Below are 14853 nucleotides of genomic sequence, written 5' to 3'. Positions count from 1 at the left end.
GAAATGGTGATGCCGGGTGACAACGTCAAGATGGTCGTCACCCTGATCAACCCGGTGGCGATGGACGAAGGCCTGCGCTTCGCCATCCGCGAAGGCGGCCGCACCGTCGGCGCCGGCGTGGTCTCGAAGATCATCGAGTAATCTGGTAGTATCTGCGCCCCGATGTTGCCTGGGTAGGGCATCGGGGCGTATCAAATGGGAAAGCAGGCACAGGATGTGCCTTGTGTTCCCCGGACCAGGAAGGGTCAATGCCATTCAGGCGGCGTCAACAGGCGACTGTTGACAGCTGCCTTGTGTGCCATTATGCTTCTACGTCTGGGCAGGCCGGGAAACTGGTCTGCCTACGTTTTTGAGGTCTATGGAGTGACCTTGTCGGCCTGCAGGAGTGTGGGCCGTCCGTATTCAGGAATTTCATGGGGCAAAGCAACCCAGAGGCTTTGTCTGTCGCTCTTTTAACGAAGGAACCTACCGCCATGGCGGACCAAAAGATCCGGATCCGGCTGAAAGCGTTCGATCATCGTCTGATCGACCGTTCGGCCAGCGAGATCGTTGAAACGGCAAAGCGGACCGGCGCGCAAGTGCGTGGCCCGATCCCGCTGCCGACCAAGATCGAGCGCTACACCGTTCTCGTCTCCCCGCACGTCGACAAGGACGCGCGTGACCAGTACGAGACCCGCACGCACAAGCGCGTGCTCGATATCGTTGACCCGAATGACAAGACCGTGGACGCGCTGATGAAGCTCGAACTGGCTGCCGGCGTCGACGTTCAGATCAAGCTGACCTGAGGACTACGACCATGACGAAGAAGTATTCGTTGGGCTTCGTGGGCCGCAAGGCCGGCATGAGCCGCGTGTTCACTGAAGATGGCCGCTCCATCCCGGTGACCCTGATCGAAGCAACCCCGAACCGCATCGCGCAGATCAAGACCGTCGAAACCGACGGCTACAGCGCCGTGCAGGTGACCGTCGGCGCGCGTCGCGCTGCCCTGGTCAACAAGCCGGAAGCCGGCCACTTCGCCAAGGCGAAGGTGGAAGCGGGTCGTGGCCTGTGGGAATTCCGCGTTGAAGACGCGCAGCTCGGCGATTTCGCCGTTGGCGGCGAAGTCAAGGCGGACATCTTCGAAGTCGGCCAGATCGTCGACGTCCAGGGTGTCACCAAGGGTAAGGGCTTCCAGGGCACCATCAAGCGCCACAACTTCCGTATGGGCGATGCAACCCACGGTAACTCGCTGTCGCATCGCGCGCCGGGTTCGCTGGGTCAGCGCCAGACCCCGGGTCGCGTTTTCCCGGGCAAGAAGATGTCGGGCCACATGGGCGCGGTGCAGCAGAGCACCCAGAACCTGGAAGTGGTCAAGGTCGACGTCGAGCGCGGTCTGATCGCCGTTCGCGGCGCCGTTCCGGGCGCGGCCGGTGGCGATGTGATCGTCCGTCCGGCGAGCAAGGCATAAGGAGAGATGACGATGGAACTCGTTATCACGGGTAGCAACAACAAGGTCTCGGTCTCCGAAGCCGTGTTCGGTCGCGATTTCAGCGAAGATCTGGTCCACCAGGTCGTCGTTGCTTACCGCAACGCCGGTCGCGCCGGCACCAAGGCACAGAAGACTCGCTCCGAAGTGGCTGGTACCACCAAGAAGTCGAAGAAGCAGAAGGGCGGCGGCGCGCGTCATGGCGCACTGACGGCTCCGATCTTCGTCGGCGGCGGTGTCACCTTCGCGGCCAAGCCGCGCAGCTTCGAGCAGAAGGTCAATCGTAAGCAGTACCGTGCCGCCATGTGCGCGATCCTGTCCGAGCTGAACCGTCAGGGCCGTCTGACCATCGTGGAGTCCTTCGACGTCGAAGTGACCAACACGAAGGGTCTGGTCGCCAAGCTGGCCGGCCTGGAAGTGGGCAAGCGCCCGCTGATCGTCACCGAAGAAGCGTCCGAGCACCTGTACCTGTCCGCCCGCAATCTGCCGTACGTGCAGGTGCGTGACGTCCAGGGCCTGGATCCGGTCTCGCTGGTGGGTGCCGACACGGTCGTCATCACCGCTGACGCGGTCAAGAAGGTCGAGGAGTGGCTGGCATGAACAGCAACGAAAAAATCTTCAGCGTGCTGCGTGCCCCGCGTGTCTCCGAAAAGACCGCGCGCCTGCAGGAACTCTCCAACCAGTATGTCTTCGAAGTTTCGAACGAAGCCACCAAGGCCGATGTAAAGGCCGCGGTTGAGCAGCTGTTCGACGTCAAGGTCGAAGCTGTCAACGTGGTCAACGTCAAGGGCAAGAACAAGTCCTTCCGTAACCGTGCTGGCCGCCGCGGCGATTGGCGCAAGGCGTACGTTCGCCTGGCCGATGGCCAGTCGATCGATGTAACGGCCAAGGCCTGAGGTACATCCCATGCCATTGATGAAATTCAAGCCCACTTCCCCCGGCCGCCGTTCGGCCGTGCGCGTGGTCACTCCCGACCTGCACAAGGGTGCTCCGCACGCTGCCCTGGTCGAGTCGCAGAGCCGCTCGGGTGGTCGTAACCACCATGGCCGCATCACCGTGCGTCACGTCGGTGGTGGTGCCAAGCAGCACTACCGCATCATCGACTTCAAGCGCAACAAGCTGGGCATCCCGGCGCGCGTGGAACGCATCGAATACGATCCGAACCGCACCGCCCACATCGCCCTGCTGTGCTACGTCGACGGTGAGCGCCGCTACATCATCGCCCCGAAGGGCCTGAAGGCCGGTGATCAGGTGATCGCTGGTTCGGATGCCCCGATCAAGGCTGGCAACACCCTGCCGCTGCGCAACATCCCGGTCGGTACCACCATCCACTGCATCGAACTGAAGCCCGGCAAGGGCGCTCAGATCGCCCGCGCCGCCGGTGCGGCCGTGCAGCTGGTGGCCCGCGAAGGCATCTACGCCACCCTGCGCCTGCGCTCGGGTGAAATGCGCAAGGTGCCGGTCGAGTGCTGCGCCACCATCGGCGAAGTCGGCAACGACGAGCACAGCCTGGAAAAGCTGGGCAAGGCCGGTGCCAAGCGTTGGCGCGGCGTCCGCCCGACCGTTCGTGGTGCTGCCATGAACCCGGTTGACCACCCGCACGGTGGTGGTGAGGCCAAGGCCGGCCAGGGTAACCCGCATCCGGTCACCCCGTGGGGTGTCCCGACCAAGGGTTACAAGACGCGCCATAACAAGCGCACTCAGCAGTTCATCGTCCGCGATCGTAGGGGCTAATCGACCATGGCACGTTCACTCAAGAAGGGCCCGTTCGTCGATCACCACCTCGTCAAGAAGGTGGAGGCCGCTGCGGGCAGCAAGAAGCCGATCAAGACCTGGTCGCGCCGTTCGATGATCCTGCCTGACATGGTAGGCATCACCATTGCCGTGCATAACGGCAAGAACCACATCCCGGTTCTCGTCAACGAGAACATGGTCGGCCACAAGCTCGGCGAATTTGCCATCACCCGGACCTTCAAGGGTCACGGTGGTGACAAGAAGTCGGGCAAGTAAGGAGAGATGACAATGGAAGCGAAAGCCATCCTGCGCACTGCGCGCATCTCCCCGCAGAAGGCTCGTCTGGTCGCTGACCAGGTGCGCGGTCTGCCGGCCGAACGTGCGGTCAACCTGCTGAAGTTCTCGGACAAGAAGGCTGCCCACCTGATCAAGAAGGTGGTGGAGTCGGCTATTGCCAATGCCGAGAACAACCAGGGCGCCGACGTCGACGAGCTGAAGGTTCAGACCATCATGGTTGATGAAGGTCCGACCCTGAAGCGTTTCATGGCGCGGGCGAAAGGCCGCGGTACCCGCATCCTCAAGCGCACCAGCCACATCACTGTGGTTGTGGGCGCCGCCAAGTAAGCGGATAAGGAAAAGACCATGGGTCATAAAGTTCATCCGATTGGTATCCGCCTCGGCATTTCCAAGGACTGGAACTCCAAGTGGTACGCCAACAAGGCCGAGTTCGCCGGTTACCTGGCAGCCGACCTGAAAGTGCGCGACATGCTGCGCAAGAAGCTGGCCCAGGCCGGCATCAGCAAGATCCTGATCGAGCGTCCGGCCAAGACCGCTCGCGTGACGATCCACACCGCCCGTCCGGGCGTGGTGATCGGCAAGCGCGGTGAGGACATCGAGAAGCTGCGCAAGGAAGTGAGCGAGATGATGGGCGTCCCGGCGCACATCAACGTCACCGAAGTGCGCAAGCCGGAACTGGACGCGCAGCTCGTTGCCGAGTCGATCGCCCAGCAGCTGGAGCGTCGCATCATGTTCCGCCGTGCAATGAAGCGCTCGGTCGGCAACGCGATGCGCCTGGGTGCCCTGGGCATCAAGGTCAACGTCGGTGGCCGCCTCAACGGTGCAGAAATCGCCCGTTCGGAGTGGTACCGCGAAGGCCGCGTGCCGCTGCACACCCTGCGTGCCGACATCGACTATGGCTTCGCTGAAGCCAAGACGACCTACGGCATCATCGGCATCAAGGTCTGGATCTACAAGGGCGAGGTCTTCGATTTCTCCCAGGTTGGCCAGGAAAAGCAGGACGACACTCCGTCGCGCAACGATCGTCACGATCGCGGCGACCGTGGTGACCGTCAGCGCCCGGCCCGTGAAGCGAGGTAACGACAATGTTGCAACCCAAGCGAACCAAGTACCGCAAGGTACACAAGGGCCGTAACGATGGCCTGAGCTGGAGCGCCAACGCTGTCAGCTTCGGCGAATACGGCCTGAAGGCAACCGCACACGGTCAGCTGACCGCGCGCCAGATCGAAGCGGCCCGCCGCTCGATCAGCCGCTACGTCAAGCGCGGCGGCAAGATGTGGATCCGCGTGTTCCCCGACAAGCCCATCACCAAGAAGCCCATCGAAGTCCGAATGGGTTCGGGTAAGGGTAACGTGGAATACTGGGTGGCCCAGATCCAGCCCGGCCGCATGATCTATGAAATCGAGGGTGTTTCCGAGGAAGTGGCTCGCGAGGCGTTCCGCCTGGCCGCCGCCAAGCTCTCGGTCACCACCACTTTCGTGACCCGTACGGTGCGCTGATGGATATCAAAACTCTCCGTGAAAAGTCGGCTGACGAACTCAAGGCCCACCTGATCGACCTGCGTAAGGAACAGTTCTCTGTCCGTATGCAGCAGGTCACCGGCCAGCTGCCGAAGACCCACGACATTCGCCGGGTCCGTCGCGAGATTGCTCGCGTCAAGACCCTGCTCGGCAGCACGAAGTAAGGATGGCCGCTATGAGCGACAATACTGAAAAGAAGACGCTGCGCACGGTCGAAGGCCGTGTCGTCAGCAACAAGATGGACAAGACGGTTACCGTCCTGGTTGAGCGTCAGGTCAAGCACGCGCTGTACGGCAAGTACATCAAGCGCTCGACCAAGCTGCACGCCCACGATGCCGACAACGCCTGCAAGGAAGGCGATGTCGTCCGCGTGACCGAGATTGCTCCGATGTCCAAGACCAAGAACTGGCGCGTGGTGGAAGTCATCACGCGTGCGGCTGAATAAGGAGTCTGAATCATGATCCAGATGCAGAGCTACCTTGACGTCGCGGACAATTCGGGTGCCAAGCAGGTGATGTGCTTCAAGGTGCTGGGTGGTTCCAAGCGCCGTTACGCCGGCATCGGCGACATCATCAAGGTCACCGTGAAGGATGCGATTCCGCGCGGCAAGGTCAAGAAGGGTGAAGTGTATGACGCCGTCGTGGTGCGTACCCGCAAGGGTGTGCGTCGCGCCGACGGTTCGCTGATCCGCTTCGACGGCAACGCGGCCGTCCTGCTGAACAACAAGCAGGAGCCGATCGGTACCCGTATCTTCGGGCCGGTGACCCGTGAACTTCGTTCGGAGAAGTTCATGAAGATCGTCTCGCTCGCTCCCGAAGTGCTGTGAGCGACAGGAGATAATCATGGCTAACCGTATCAAGAAGGGCGACCAGGTTGTCGTCAACGCTGGCAAGGACAAGGGCAAGCAGGGCGAAGTCGTCCGCGTCGACGGCGACCGTGTGGTCGTCGCCAACGTGAACATCGTCAAGCGCCACACCAAGCCGAACCCGCAGGCAGGTGTTGCCGGCGGCGTGGTCGAGCGCGAAGCTTCGATCCATATCTCCAACGTGAACGTGCTGAACCCGGCTTCGGGCAAGGGCGAACGCGTTGGCTTCAAGGTGCTGGAGGATGGACGCAAACTGCGTGTGTTCCGCTCCAGCGGTGAGGCGCTCGACGCCTGAGGAATGTGAAGATGACTTCCCGTCTCGAAAAGATCTACAAGGAAGAAGTGGTGCCGGCGCTGATGAAGCAGTTCGGCTACACCAATCCGATGGAAGTACCGAAGCTCGTCAAGGTCACCCTGAACATGGGTGTCGGCGAGGCTGCCACCAACAAGAAGATCCTGGAAAACGCCGTCGCGGACATGACCAAGATTTCCGGCCAGAAGCCGGTTGTCACCAAGTCGCGTATCTCGGTCGCGTCGTTCAAGATCCGTGATGGTTGGCCGATCGGCTGCAAGACCACGCTGCGTCGCCACAAGATGTACGAGTTCCTGGACCGCCTGATCAACATCTCGCTGCCGCGCGTGCGCGACTTCCGTGGTGTTTCCGGCCGTTCCTTCGACGGCCGCGGCAACTTCAACATGGGTGTGAAGGAACAGATCATCTTCCCGGAAATCGACTTCGACGCCGTCGACGCGATCCGCGGCATGGATATCGCCATCACCACCACTGCGAAGACCGATGCGGAAGCGAAGGCGCTGCTGGCAGCGTTCAAGTTCCCGTTCCGTAACTGATCTGTCGAGGAAACCGAAATGGCAAAGACCTCCATGGTCAACCGCGACATCAAGCGGGAAAAGCTGGCCAAGAAGTACGCTGAAAAGCGTGCGGCTCTGAAGAAGATCGTGTCCTCCGTGGACGCGACCTACGAAGAGAAGATCGAGGCCGCAACCAAGCTGGCCAAGCTGCCGCGCGATTCGTCGCCGAGCCGCCAGCGTAATCGTTGCGAGCTGTCGGGTCGTCCGCGTGGCGTCTACAGCAAGTTCGGCCTGGGCCGTAACAAGCTGCGTGAAGCCACCATGCGTGGCGACGTGCCGGGTCTGCGCAAGGCCAGCTGGTAACCCCAGCCGGCCCTGCGATCAGGAGCCCCTTCGGGGGTTCCTGAACCGGGCAGGGGAGGCATTCAGCTTTCCCGACGCAAAAAAACCGAGGAGCCCGGCGCAAGCCGGGCTCTTTTGGCGTATACTCCCGCGTCTTGCCCTGCGCAAACGGGGTCGTAGGAGTGGGCTTCCGGCCCGCTGCATCAAGGGACCTGGCCCGTTTCCAGGAGACAACAGATTTTCGCGAAAGCGGATATCGGTGCACTCAAAGGTACTCATATGAGCATGACTGATCCCATCGCCGACCTGCTGGTCCGCATCAAGAATGCGGCCGCGGTGGGCAAGCAGACGGTGAAAGCCCCGTCGTCCAAGATCAAGGTTGCGATCGCCCAGGTCCTGAAGGACGAGGGTTACATCGCCGACCTGCGCGTGACCCAGCTGGAAAACAACAAGTCCGAGCTGGAAATCGTGCTGAAGTATTTCGAAGGCAAGCCGGTCATCGCGACCCTGAAGCGCTTCTCGCGTTCGGGCCTGCGCCAGTACCGCGGCAAGAGCGAGCTGCCGAAGGTCATGAACGGCCTGGGTATCTCCATCATTTCCACCTCCAAGGGCATCATGACTGATGCGCAGGCGCGCCAGCTGGGCGTCGGCGGCGAAGTCCTGTGCTTCGTGGCCTAAGGCGAAAGGAGTAGAACTATGTCCCGCGTAGCCAAGAAGCCGATTACCCTGGGTAAGGTTGAACTGAACGTCCAGTCGGACAGCGTCACCGCCAAGGGCCCGAAGGGCACCCTGTCGCTGGCCAAGCCGGCCGGTATTGCCATCAACGTCGACAACGGCGTTGCCACCCTGAGCACCGAAAGCGCCGACCTGGTCGCACTGACCGGTACCGTGCGTGCGATCCTGTCCAACATGGTCAAGGGCGTGTCCGAAGGCTTCGAGCGCAAGCTGGAGCTGGTGGGCGTGGGTTACCGCGCTGCCATGCAGGGCAAGGACCTGAACCTGTCGCTGGGCTTCTCGCACCCGGTCGTGTTCGTGGCGCCGGAAGGCATCACGCTGTCGACCCCGACCCAGACCGAGATCCTGGTCCAGGGCGCTGACAAGCAGGTCGTCGGTGAAGTTGCCGCCAAGATCCGTGCGTTCCGCAAGCCGGAACCGTACAAGGGCAAGGGCGTGAAGTACTCCGACGAAGTCATCATCCGTAAGGAAGCCAAGAAGGCATAAGCGCGAGTCCCTCGCAAGAGCCCGCACATCCCTGTGCGGACTTCTCAGGGAAAAGCTCTTCCTTCAGCTTTCAAGGAATAATCAAAATGAACAAGAACATCGCCCGCCTGCGTCGCGCCAAGTCGACCCGTGCCCACATCCGTGAGCTCGGCGTCGCCCGCCTGTCGGTGCTGCGCACCGGCCAGCACCTGTACGCCCAGGTCTTCACCGCCGACGGCTCCAAGGTGCTGGCTGCTGCCAACACCACCCAGGCCGACGTCATCGAAGGCCTGAAGAACGGCAAGAACGCCGATGCTGCTGCCAAGGTTGGCCGCATCGTTGCCGAGCGCGCCAAGGCCGCCGGCATCGAGAAGGTTGCCTTCGATCGTTCGGGCTACCGCTACCACGGCCGCATCAAGGCCCTGGCAGAAGCCGCCCGCGAAGCCGGCCTGCAGTTCTAAGGGACAAGGGCAGGGGGCCATTGGCCTCCTGCCCACCTGCTCGCCAGCCTGAGTGAGGCTGGACGGCGCCGCTCTTCTGCAGCGGCCCACCGGAACAACGCGTCACGCCACAACCATAAGCGGCTTCGAGCCGTACATACCCAAACAACCAAGGAATCAACATGGCAGAAGAGCGTCAGCAGCGGGGTCGCGATCGCGACCGTAACCGCGAAGAGAAGATCGACGACGGCATGATCGAAAAGCTGGTCGCGGTCAACCGCGTCAGCAAGACCGTCAAGGGTGGCCGCCAGTTCACCTTCACCGCCCTGACCGTCGTCGGCGACGGCGAAGGCAAGGTCGGTTTCGGCTATGGCAAGGCCCGCGAAGTGCCGGTTGCCATCCAGAAGTCGATGGAACAGGCCCGCAAGAACCTGGTCAGCGTTGACCTGAACAACGGCACCCTGTGGCACACCATCAAGGATGGTCACGGCGCAGCCCGCGTGTTCATGCAGCCGGCTTCGGAAGGTACCGGCGTGATCGCCGGCGGTGCCATGCGCGCCGTGCTGGAAGCCGTTGGCGTGAAGAACGTGCTGGCCAAGGCCACCGGTTCGCGCAACCCGATCAACCTGGTGCGTGCCACCGTGAAGGGCCTGGCTGCTGCACAGTCGCCGGCTCGCATCGCGGCCAAGCGCGGCAAGAAGGTGGAGGAACTCAACCATGGCTAATGAGTCCAACAAGACTGTCAAGGTCCGCCTGGTGCGTGGCCTGCGTGGCACCCAGTCGCGTCACCGCCTGTCGGTGCGTGCGCTGGGCCTGAACAAGCTCAACGATGTGCGTGAACTGAAGGACAGCCCGCAGGTGCGCGGCCTGATCAACAAGGTTCAGTACCTCGTCCAGGTTGAGGAGTAATCGACCATGACTCTGCGTCTCAATGAACTGAGCCCGGCACCGGGCGCCCGCACCGAGCGTACCCGCGTCGGTCGCGGTATCGGCTCGGGCCTGGGCAAGACTGCCGGCCGCGGCCACAAGGGTTCGTTCGCCCGCAAGGGTGGCGGCAAGATCAAGGCTGGCTTCGAAGGCGGCCAGACCCCCATGCAGCGTCGTCTGCCGAAGATCGGCTTCCGTTCGCCGATCGCCAAGGACACCGCTGAAGTGCTGCTGTACGCACTGGACAAGCTGCCGGCCGGTGAGATCGACTTCGCCGCCCTGCGTGCTGCCAAGCTGGTTCCGAGCACTGCCAAGAAGGCCAAGGTCGTCGTCAAGGGCGAAGTGACCAAGGCGTTCACCCTGAAGGGTATTGCTGCCACGGCGGGTGCCAAGGCCGCGATCGAAGCTGCCGGCGGCAGCGTAACGGAGTAAGAAAATCATGGCGCAAGCTGGCATCGGTAACCTCGCGGGCGGAATGGGCAAGTTCACTGAACTTCGCCAACGTTTGCTGTTCGTCGTCGGGGCTTTGATCGTCTATCGCATCGGCTGCTACGTGCCGGTGCCGGGCGTCAATCCCGATGCCATGCTTGCCATGATGCAACAGCAGGGCGGCGGCATCGTGGACATGTTCAACATGTTCTCGGGCGGCGCCCTGCACCGTTTCAGCATCTTCGCGCTGAACGTGATGCCGTACATCTCGGCATCGATCGTGATGCAGCTGGCCGTGCACATCTTCCCCGCCCTGAAGGCGATGCAGAAGGAAGGTGAGTCCGGCCGCCGCAAGATCACCCAGTATTCGCGCATCGGCGCCGTGCTGCTGGCAGTGGTGCAGGGCGGTTCGATCGCACTGGCCCTGCAGGGCCAGGTCTCGCCGTCGGGCGCTCCGGTCGTGTATGCGCCGGGCATGGGCTTCGTGCTCACCGCCGTGGTCGCGCTGACCGCCGGCACCATGTTCCTGATGTGGGTCGGTGAGCAGGTCACCGAGCGCGGCATCGGCAACGGCGTGTCGCTGATCATCTTCGCCGGTATCGTCGCTGGCCTGCCGGGTGCGATCATCCACACCTTCGACGCCTACCGCGACGGCAACATCCAGTTCATCCAGCTGCTGCTGATCGCCATTGTCGTGCTCGCCTTCACCTTCTTCGTGGTGTTCGTCGAGCGTGGCCAGCGCCGGATCACGGTCAACTACGCACGCCGCCAGGGCGGTCGCAACGCGTACATGAACCAGACCTCGTTCCTGCCGCTGAAGCTCAACATGGCCGGCGTCATTCCGGCAATCTTCGCCTCGAGCCTGCTGGCCTTCCCGGCCACCCTGGCCATGTGGTCCGGCCAGGCGGCCAACCAGAGCAGCTTCGGCCAGGTCCTGCAGAAGGTCGCCAATGCCCTGGGCCCGGGCGAGCCGCTGCACATGATCGTCTTCGCCGCGCTGATCACCGGTTTCGCGTTCTTCTACACCGCGCTGGTGTTCAACTCGCAGGAAACCGCCGACAACCTGAAGAAGTCGGGCGCGCTGATTCCGGGCATCCGTCCGGGCAAGGCCACTGCCGACTACATCGACGGCGTGCTGACCCGCCTGACCGCGGCCGGCTCGGCCTACCTGGTGATCGTCTGCCTGCTGCCGGAACTGATGCGCACGCAGCTGAACGCCTCGTTCTACTTCGGCGGTACTTCGCTGCTGATCGTGGTGGTGGTGGTGATGGACTTCATCGCCCAGGTGCAGGCGCACCTGATGTCCCACCAGTACGAGAGCCTGCTGAAGAAGGCCAACCTGAAGGGCGGCAACCGCGGCGGTTTTGCCCGCGGCTGATTGGCCTGTTATACTTTCGTCTTCCTGACGTGATGGTCCCTCCGCTTCGCGGACTCCGGCCACACAAACGAAGGGCGGCCCCCGCAGCGGTTCCGGGTGGGGGTGTGATGAGGTGGTCCCGCGCTGGAGTAGCGCGGGCGGCCCCGGGGGATACCCCGGGTCCAACCTCATCCGGCGCCGGAGCCTGGGCACACTCCCCAGGCCGGGTTCATGAAACCAGTGGTTTCACGGGCTTCCATGTAAACCGGAACCTTGTTAGTATCGCTAGTTCACTTTTTTGATCCATCCTGCCGGATTGGCGTGCCCGAGGCGCGCTGTCGGCCATCACTCAGCTGGAGAACCGCGTCATGGCGCGTATTGCAGGCGTCAACCTGCCAGCCCAGAAGCACGTCTGGGTCGGGTTGCAAAGCATTTACGGCATCGGCCGTACCCGTTCGAAGAAGGTCTGCGAAGTCGCAGGCGTTGCTTCGACCACCAAGATCCGCGATCTGTCGGAGCCGGAAATCGAGCGCCTGCGCGCCGAAGTCGGCAAGTACATCGTGGAAGGCGATCTGCGCCGTGAGATCGGCATCGCGATCAAGCGCCTGATGGACCTGGGCTGCTACCGCGGCCTGCGTCACCGTCGTGGCCTCCCGCTGCGTGGCCAGCGCACCCGTACCAACGCCCGCACCCGCAAGGGTCCGCGCAAGGCGATCAAGAAGTAAGGGACTGAGAAATGGCTAAGCCCGCTGCTAAGACTAAGAAGAAGATCAAGCGCGTCGTCACCGACGGCGTTGCCCACGTCCACGCTTCGTTCAACAACACCATCGTCACCATCACCGACCGCCAGGGCAATGCTCTGTCGTGGGCGACCTCCGGTGGCGCTGGCTTCCGCGGTTCGCGCAAGTCGACCCCGTTCGCTGCCCAGGTGGCTGCTGAAAAGGCCGGTCGTGCTGCGCTGGACTACGGCGTGAAGTCGCTGGAAGTCCGCATCAAGGGCCCGGGTCCGGGCCGTGAGTCGGCCGTGCGTTCGCTGAACAACGTCGGCTACAAGATCACCAACATCATCGACGTGACGCCCATCCCGCACAACGGGTGCCGTCCGCCGAAGAAGCGTCGCGTCTAAAGGGAGCGATAAGAAATGGCTCGTTATATCGGTCCTACCTGTAAGCTCGCCCGTCGCGAAGGCGCCGACCTGTCCCTGAAGAGCCCGGCGCGTGCGCTGGACTCCAAGTGCAAGCTGGAGCAGAAGCCCGGCCAGCACGGCGCCACTGCCCGCAAGGGCAAGCTGTCCGACTACGCCACCCAGCTGCGTGAAAAGCAGAAGGTCAAGCGTATCTACGGCCTGCTGGAGCGTCAGTTCCGCAACTACTACAAGAAGGCCTCGACCAAGAAGGGCAATACCGGCGAGAACCTGCTGCAGCTGCTGGAAACCCGCCTGGACAACGTCGTCTACCGCATGGGCTTCGCCGTGACCCGTCCGGCTGCTCGTCAGCTGGTGTCGCACCGCGGCGTCACCGTGAATGGCAAGTCGGTCAACCTGGCTTCGTACCAGGTCAAGGCTGGCGACGCCATCGCCCTGTCTGAAAAGGCTGCCAAGCAGCTGCGCGTCCAGGAAGCCCTGACCGTCGCCGCCCAGCATGACCTGAGCCCGTCGTGGGTTGAAGTGGATTCCGGCAAGTTCACCGGCATCTTCAAGGCCGTTCCGGATCGTTCGGATCTGCCTGCGGACATCAACGAAGCGCTGATCGTCGAGCTGTATTCGAAGTAATTCACATTGGAGAGCCCCCGGCGACGGCCGGGGGTTCACTAGGAGAACCCGCAACATGACGGTTACCGCCAACCAGGTTCTGCGTCCTCGCGGTCCGCAGATCGAACGCCTTACCGACACCCGTGCAAAGGTCGTTATCGAACCTTTGGAGCGGGGTTACGGGCATACGCTGGGCAACGCCCTGCGTCGCGTGCTGCTGTCGTCCATCCCGGGCTTCGCCATCACGGAAGTCGAAATCGACGGCGTGTTGCATGAGTACACCACGGTCGAAGGTCTGCAGGAGGACGTGCTCGAAGTCCTGCTGAACCTGAAGGACGTGGCCATCCGTATGCACTCCGGCGACAGCGCCACCCTGTCCCTGTCCAAGCAGGGCCCGGGCGTTGTCACCGCTGCCGACATCAAGGTCGACCACAATGTGGAGATCCTGAACGGCGACCATGTGATCTGCCACCTGACCAAGGACACGGCGATCAACATGCGTCTGAAGATCGAACGTGGTTTCGGCTACCAGCCGGCTGCCGCGCGTCGTCGTCCGGACGAAGAAACCCGTGCCATCGGCCGCCTGGTCCTGGATGCCTCGTTCTCGCCGGTCCGCCGCGTCGCCTATGCCGTGGAAGCGGCCCGCGTCGAACAGCGTACCGACCTGGACAAGCTGGTCATCGATATCGAGACCAACGGCACCATCGATGCCGAGGAAGCCGTGCGCACCGCCGCCGACATCCTCAGCGACCAGCTGTCGGTGTTCGGTGACTTCACCCACCGCGACCGCGGTGCGGCCAAGCCGGCCAACAACGGCGTGGATCCGGTGCTGCTGCGCCCGATCGACGATCTGGAGCTGACCGTGCGTTCGGCCAACTGCCTGAAGGCTGAAAGCATCTACTACATCGGCGATCTGATCCAGAAGACCGAAGTGGAGCTGCTGAAGACCCCGAACCTGGGCAAGAAGTCGCTCACCGAGATCAAGGAAGTGCTGGCTCAGCGCGGCCTGTCGCTCGGCATGAAGCTGGAGAACTGGCCGCCGGCCGGCGTCGCCAGCCACGGCATGCTGGGCTGATATCGGTAATGCCTGAAGGCTCCACCGTTCGCGGTGGAGCCTTCAACGCAACACAACACGCCACGACGAACCGCAGGTTCGCGGGCAGGCCGTCCAGGACGGAGGGCCAGGACCAACCGCAGTCCGCGCAGCAACGCCAGGATGGCGACAACGATCCGCACAGCCTCATCATTAACCAAGGAATATCACCATGCGTCACCAGAAGTCTGGCCGTAAGTTCAGCCGCACCAGCGCCCACCGCGAAGCGATGTTCAAGAACATGGCCGCCTCGCTGTTCAAGCACGAGCTGATCAAGACCACCCTGCCGAAAGCCAAGGAACTGCGCCGCGTTGCCGAGCCGCTGATCACCCTGGCCAAGGTCGACTCCGTCGCCAACCGCCGTCTGGCCTTCGCCCGCCTGCGCGACAACGAAGCGGTGGGCAACCTGTTCACCATCCTGGGCCCGCGCTACGCGAACCGTCCGGGCGGCTACCTGCGCCTGCTGAAGTGCGGTTTCCGCGCCGGCGACAACGCGCCGATGGCCTACGTCGAGCTGGTCGACCGTCCGGTCGTGGCCGAGGAAGTGGCCGAGTAATCGGACCGCTCCAACGCGACACAGCGAAAGCCCGGCCTCTGCCGGGCTTTTGCGTTCTGGTAGCGCCG

The 14853-nt window shown here is 62.8% G+C and carries 28 protein-coding genes; all 28 read left to right on the top strand.

Annotated features, from left to right (window positions below):
* Positions 1-141: EF-Tu C-terminal domain-related protein (locus AC5P6A_RS03340; RefSeq protein WP_487247787.1), on the top strand; the 141-nt coding region annotated here is incomplete at its 5' end.
* A gap of 332 nt (positions 142-473) precedes the next feature.
* The gene (gene rpsJ, locus AC5P6A_RS03335) at positions 474-785 is read left to right on the top strand and encodes a 30S ribosomal protein S10 (RefSeq protein WP_005408208.1); all 312 of its coding nucleotides are present in this window, start codon (positions 474-476) and stop codon (positions 783-785) included.
* Positions 786-796: 11 nt separating this feature from the next.
* Positions 797-1447, top strand: a complete 651-nt coding sequence (gene rplC / locus AC5P6A_RS03330; RefSeq protein WP_004145336.1) for a 50S ribosomal protein L3 — start codon at positions 797-799, stop codon at positions 1445-1447.
* Between the two features lie 12 nt (positions 1448-1459).
* A complete protein-coding gene (rplD, locus tag AC5P6A_RS03325) occupies positions 1460-2065 on the top strand; it encodes a 50S ribosomal protein L4 (RefSeq protein WP_019659578.1) in 606 nt (201 codons plus the stop codon).
* The gene (gene rplW / locus AC5P6A_RS03320; RefSeq protein WP_004145338.1) at positions 2062-2361 is read left to right on the top strand and encodes a 50S ribosomal protein L23; all 300 of its coding nucleotides are present in this window, start codon (positions 2062-2064) and stop codon (positions 2359-2361) included. Before rplD ends, rplW begins: the two co-directional genes overlap by 4 nt.
* A 10-nt stretch (positions 2362-2371) precedes the next feature.
* Positions 2372-3199, top strand: a complete 828-nt coding sequence (gene rplB / locus AC5P6A_RS03315) for a 50S ribosomal protein L2 (RefSeq protein WP_004145339.1) — start codon at positions 2372-2374, stop codon at positions 3197-3199.
* A gap of 6 nt (positions 3200-3205) precedes the next feature.
* Positions 3206-3475: a 30S ribosomal protein S19 gene (gene rpsS, locus AC5P6A_RS03310; protein WP_005415413.1), complete on the top strand. Its 270-nt coding sequence runs from the start codon at positions 3206-3208 to the stop codon at positions 3473-3475.
* 12 nt (positions 3476-3487) lie between these two features.
* Positions 3488-3823 carry a 50S ribosomal protein L22 gene (gene rplV, locus AC5P6A_RS03305; RefSeq protein ID WP_004145348.1) on the top strand — a complete coding sequence of 112 codons (336 nt, stop codon included), beginning with the start codon at positions 3488-3490 and terminating at the stop codon, positions 3821-3823.
* Positions 3824-3841: 18 nt separating this feature from the next.
* A complete protein-coding gene (rpsC, locus tag AC5P6A_RS03300) occupies positions 3842-4576 on the top strand; it encodes a 30S ribosomal protein S3 (protein ID WP_005415414.1) in 735 nt (244 codons plus the stop codon).
* 5 nt (positions 4577-4581) lie between these two features.
* Positions 4582-4995, top strand: a complete 414-nt coding sequence (gene rplP / locus AC5P6A_RS03295; protein ID WP_004154486.1) for a 50S ribosomal protein L16 — start codon at positions 4582-4584, stop codon at positions 4993-4995.
* The gene (gene rpmC, locus AC5P6A_RS03290) at positions 4995-5180 is read left to right on the top strand and encodes a 50S ribosomal protein L29 (protein ID WP_004154487.1); all 186 of its coding nucleotides are present in this window, start codon (positions 4995-4997) and stop codon (positions 5178-5180) included. The genes rplP and rpmC overlap by 1 nt, the downstream gene beginning before the upstream one ends.
* Before the next feature lie 11 nt (positions 5181-5191).
* Positions 5192-5461: a 30S ribosomal protein S17 gene (gene rpsQ, locus AC5P6A_RS03285; RefSeq protein ID WP_004154489.1), complete on the top strand. Its 270-nt coding sequence runs from the start codon at positions 5192-5194 to the stop codon at positions 5459-5461.
* A 12-nt stretch (positions 5462-5473) separates the two neighbouring features.
* Positions 5474-5842, top strand: a complete 369-nt coding sequence (gene rplN, locus AC5P6A_RS03280; RefSeq protein ID WP_010483978.1) for a 50S ribosomal protein L14 — start codon at positions 5474-5476, stop codon at positions 5840-5842.
* A gap of 16 nt (positions 5843-5858) precedes the next feature.
* Entirely contained in the window at positions 5859-6176 is a 318-nt protein-coding gene (gene rplX, locus AC5P6A_RS03275; RefSeq protein ID WP_004154490.1) for a 50S ribosomal protein L24, read from the top strand.
* An 11-nt stretch (positions 6177-6187) separates the two neighbouring features.
* Complete coding sequence (gene rplE / locus AC5P6A_RS03270; RefSeq protein ID WP_005415416.1) at positions 6188-6730, top strand: 50S ribosomal protein L5; 543 nt, start codon at positions 6188-6190, stop codon at positions 6728-6730.
* A gap of 18 nt (positions 6731-6748) precedes the next feature.
* Positions 6749-7054, top strand: a complete 306-nt coding sequence (rpsN, locus tag AC5P6A_RS03265; protein WP_019659577.1) for a 30S ribosomal protein S14 — start codon at positions 6749-6751, stop codon at positions 7052-7054.
* Positions 7055-7312: 258 nt separating this feature from the next.
* A complete protein-coding gene (gene rpsH, locus AC5P6A_RS03260) occupies positions 7313-7711 on the top strand; it encodes a 30S ribosomal protein S8 (RefSeq protein ID WP_021204581.1) in 399 nt (132 codons plus the stop codon).
* Positions 7712-7729: 18 nt separating this feature from the next.
* On the top strand, positions 7730-8254 hold the full coding sequence (rplF, locus tag AC5P6A_RS03255) for a 50S ribosomal protein L6 (RefSeq protein WP_019659576.1): 525 nt from the start codon (positions 7730-7732) through the stop codon (positions 8252-8254).
* Between the two features lie 80 nt (positions 8255-8334).
* Entirely contained in the window at positions 8335-8694 is a 360-nt protein-coding gene (gene rplR, locus AC5P6A_RS03250; RefSeq protein ID WP_026346969.1) for a 50S ribosomal protein L18, read from the top strand.
* Between the two features lie 161 nt (positions 8695-8855).
* A complete protein-coding gene (gene rpsE / locus AC5P6A_RS03245; RefSeq protein WP_004154496.1) occupies positions 8856-9398 on the top strand; it encodes a 30S ribosomal protein S5 in 543 nt (180 codons plus the stop codon).
* On the top strand, positions 9391-9582 hold the full coding sequence (gene rpmD, locus AC5P6A_RS03240; protein WP_005408214.1) for a 50S ribosomal protein L30: 192 nt from the start codon (positions 9391-9393) through the stop codon (positions 9580-9582). The genes rpsE and rpmD overlap by 8 nt, the downstream gene beginning before the upstream one ends.
* Before the next feature lie 6 nt (positions 9583-9588).
* On the top strand, positions 9589-10032 hold the full coding sequence (rplO, locus tag AC5P6A_RS03235; RefSeq protein WP_004154498.1) for a 50S ribosomal protein L15: 444 nt from the start codon (positions 9589-9591) through the stop codon (positions 10030-10032).
* Positions 10033-10039: 7 nt separating this feature from the next.
* On the top strand, positions 10040-11407 hold the full coding sequence (secY, locus tag AC5P6A_RS03230) for a preprotein translocase subunit SecY (protein ID WP_005408215.1): 1368 nt from the start codon (positions 10040-10042) through the stop codon (positions 11405-11407).
* A gap of 347 nt (positions 11408-11754) precedes the next feature.
* The gene (gene rpsM, locus AC5P6A_RS03225) at positions 11755-12111 is read left to right on the top strand and encodes a 30S ribosomal protein S13 (protein ID WP_004154500.1); all 357 of its coding nucleotides are present in this window, start codon (positions 11755-11757) and stop codon (positions 12109-12111) included.
* Positions 12112-12122: 11 nt separating this feature from the next.
* Positions 12123-12512 carry a 30S ribosomal protein S11 gene (gene rpsK, locus AC5P6A_RS03220; protein WP_004145443.1) on the top strand — a complete coding sequence of 130 codons (390 nt, stop codon included), beginning with the start codon at positions 12123-12125 and terminating at the stop codon, positions 12510-12512.
* A gap of 15 nt (positions 12513-12527) precedes the next feature.
* Positions 12528-13157 carry a 30S ribosomal protein S4 gene (gene rpsD, locus AC5P6A_RS03215; protein WP_004145446.1) on the top strand — a complete coding sequence of 210 codons (630 nt, stop codon included), beginning with the start codon at positions 12528-12530 and terminating at the stop codon, positions 13155-13157.
* Positions 13158-13212: 55 nt separating this feature from the next.
* On the top strand, positions 13213-14211 hold the full coding sequence (locus AC5P6A_RS03210) for a DNA-directed RNA polymerase subunit alpha (RefSeq protein WP_005408216.1): 999 nt from the start codon (positions 13213-13215) through the stop codon (positions 14209-14211).
* A 190-nt stretch (positions 14212-14401) separates the two neighbouring features.
* Positions 14402-14785, top strand: a complete 384-nt coding sequence (gene rplQ, locus AC5P6A_RS03205) for a 50S ribosomal protein L17 (protein WP_005408217.1) — start codon at positions 14402-14404, stop codon at positions 14783-14785.
* The last annotated feature ends 68 nt before the right edge of the window (positions 14786-14853 follow it).

This window comes from Stenotrophomonas sp. YJH_SMC_20 (assembly GCF_059367845.1).
Note: the sequence above shows the minus strand (reverse complement) of the source record. Positions and strands in the feature narration are given on the sequence as shown.

Coding starts and splice junctions, on each gene's coding strand:
- rpsQ (WP_004154489.1), top strand. CDS start 5,192: ATGAGCGACAATACTGAAAAGAAGACGCTGCGCACGGTCGAAGGCCGT.
- rplD (WP_019659578.1), top strand. CDS start 1,460: ATGGAACTCGTTATCACGGGTAGCAACAACAAGGTCTCGGTCTCCGAA.
- rplE (WP_005415416.1), top strand. CDS start 6,188: ATGACTTCCCGTCTCGAAAAGATCTACAAGGAAGAAGTGGTGCCGGCG.
- rpsJ (WP_005408208.1), top strand. CDS start 474: ATGGCGGACCAAAAGATCCGGATCCGGCTGAAAGCGTTCGATCATCGT.
- rplO (WP_004154498.1), top strand. CDS start 9,589: ATGACTCTGCGTCTCAATGAACTGAGCCCGGCACCGGGCGCCCGCACC.
- rplN (WP_010483978.1), top strand. CDS start 5,474: ATGATCCAGATGCAGAGCTACCTTGACGTCGCGGACAATTCGGGTGCC.
- rplP (WP_004154486.1), top strand. CDS start 4,582: ATGTTGCAACCCAAGCGAACCAAGTACCGCAAGGTACACAAGGGCCGT.
- rplF (WP_019659576.1), top strand. CDS start 7,730: ATGTCCCGCGTAGCCAAGAAGCCGATTACCCTGGGTAAGGTTGAACTG.
- rplV (WP_004145348.1), top strand. CDS start 3,488: ATGGAAGCGAAAGCCATCCTGCGCACTGCGCGCATCTCCCCGCAGAAG.
- rplC (WP_004145336.1), top strand. CDS start 797: ATGACGAAGAAGTATTCGTTGGGCTTCGTGGGCCGCAAGGCCGGCATG.
- rpsH (WP_021204581.1), top strand. CDS start 7,313: ATGAGCATGACTGATCCCATCGCCGACCTGCTGGTCCGCATCAAGAAT.
- rplW (WP_004145338.1), top strand. CDS start 2,062: ATGAACAGCAACGAAAAAATCTTCAGCGTGCTGCGTGCCCCGCGTGTC.
- rpsD (WP_004145446.1), top strand. CDS start 12,528: ATGGCTCGTTATATCGGTCCTACCTGTAAGCTCGCCCGTCGCGAAGGC.
- rpsE (WP_004154496.1), top strand. CDS start 8,856: ATGGCAGAAGAGCGTCAGCAGCGGGGTCGCGATCGCGACCGTAACCGC.
- rpsN (WP_019659577.1), top strand. CDS start 6,749: ATGGCAAAGACCTCCATGGTCAACCGCGACATCAAGCGGGAAAAGCTG.
- secY (WP_005408215.1), top strand. CDS start 10,040: ATGGCGCAAGCTGGCATCGGTAACCTCGCGGGCGGAATGGGCAAGTTC.
- rpmD (WP_005408214.1), top strand. CDS start 9,391: ATGGCTAATGAGTCCAACAAGACTGTCAAGGTCCGCCTGGTGCGTGGC.
- rplQ (WP_005408217.1), top strand. CDS start 14,402: ATGCGTCACCAGAAGTCTGGCCGTAAGTTCAGCCGCACCAGCGCCCAC.
- rpsK (WP_004145443.1), top strand. CDS start 12,123: ATGGCTAAGCCCGCTGCTAAGACTAAGAAGAAGATCAAGCGCGTCGTC.
- rplB (WP_004145339.1), top strand. CDS start 2,372: ATGCCATTGATGAAATTCAAGCCCACTTCCCCCGGCCGCCGTTCGGCC.
- rpmC (WP_004154487.1), top strand. CDS start 4,995: ATGGATATCAAAACTCTCCGTGAAAAGTCGGCTGACGAACTCAAGGCC.
- rpsC (WP_005415414.1), top strand. CDS start 3,842: ATGGGTCATAAAGTTCATCCGATTGGTATCCGCCTCGGCATTTCCAAG.
- AC5P6A_RS03210 (WP_005408216.1), top strand. CDS start 13,213: ATGACGGTTACCGCCAACCAGGTTCTGCGTCCTCGCGGTCCGCAGATC.
- rplX (WP_004154490.1), top strand. CDS start 5,859: ATGGCTAACCGTATCAAGAAGGGCGACCAGGTTGTCGTCAACGCTGGC.
- rpsS (WP_005415413.1), top strand. CDS start 3,206: ATGGCACGTTCACTCAAGAAGGGCCCGTTCGTCGATCACCACCTCGTC.
- rpsM (WP_004154500.1), top strand. CDS start 11,755: ATGGCGCGTATTGCAGGCGTCAACCTGCCAGCCCAGAAGCACGTCTGG.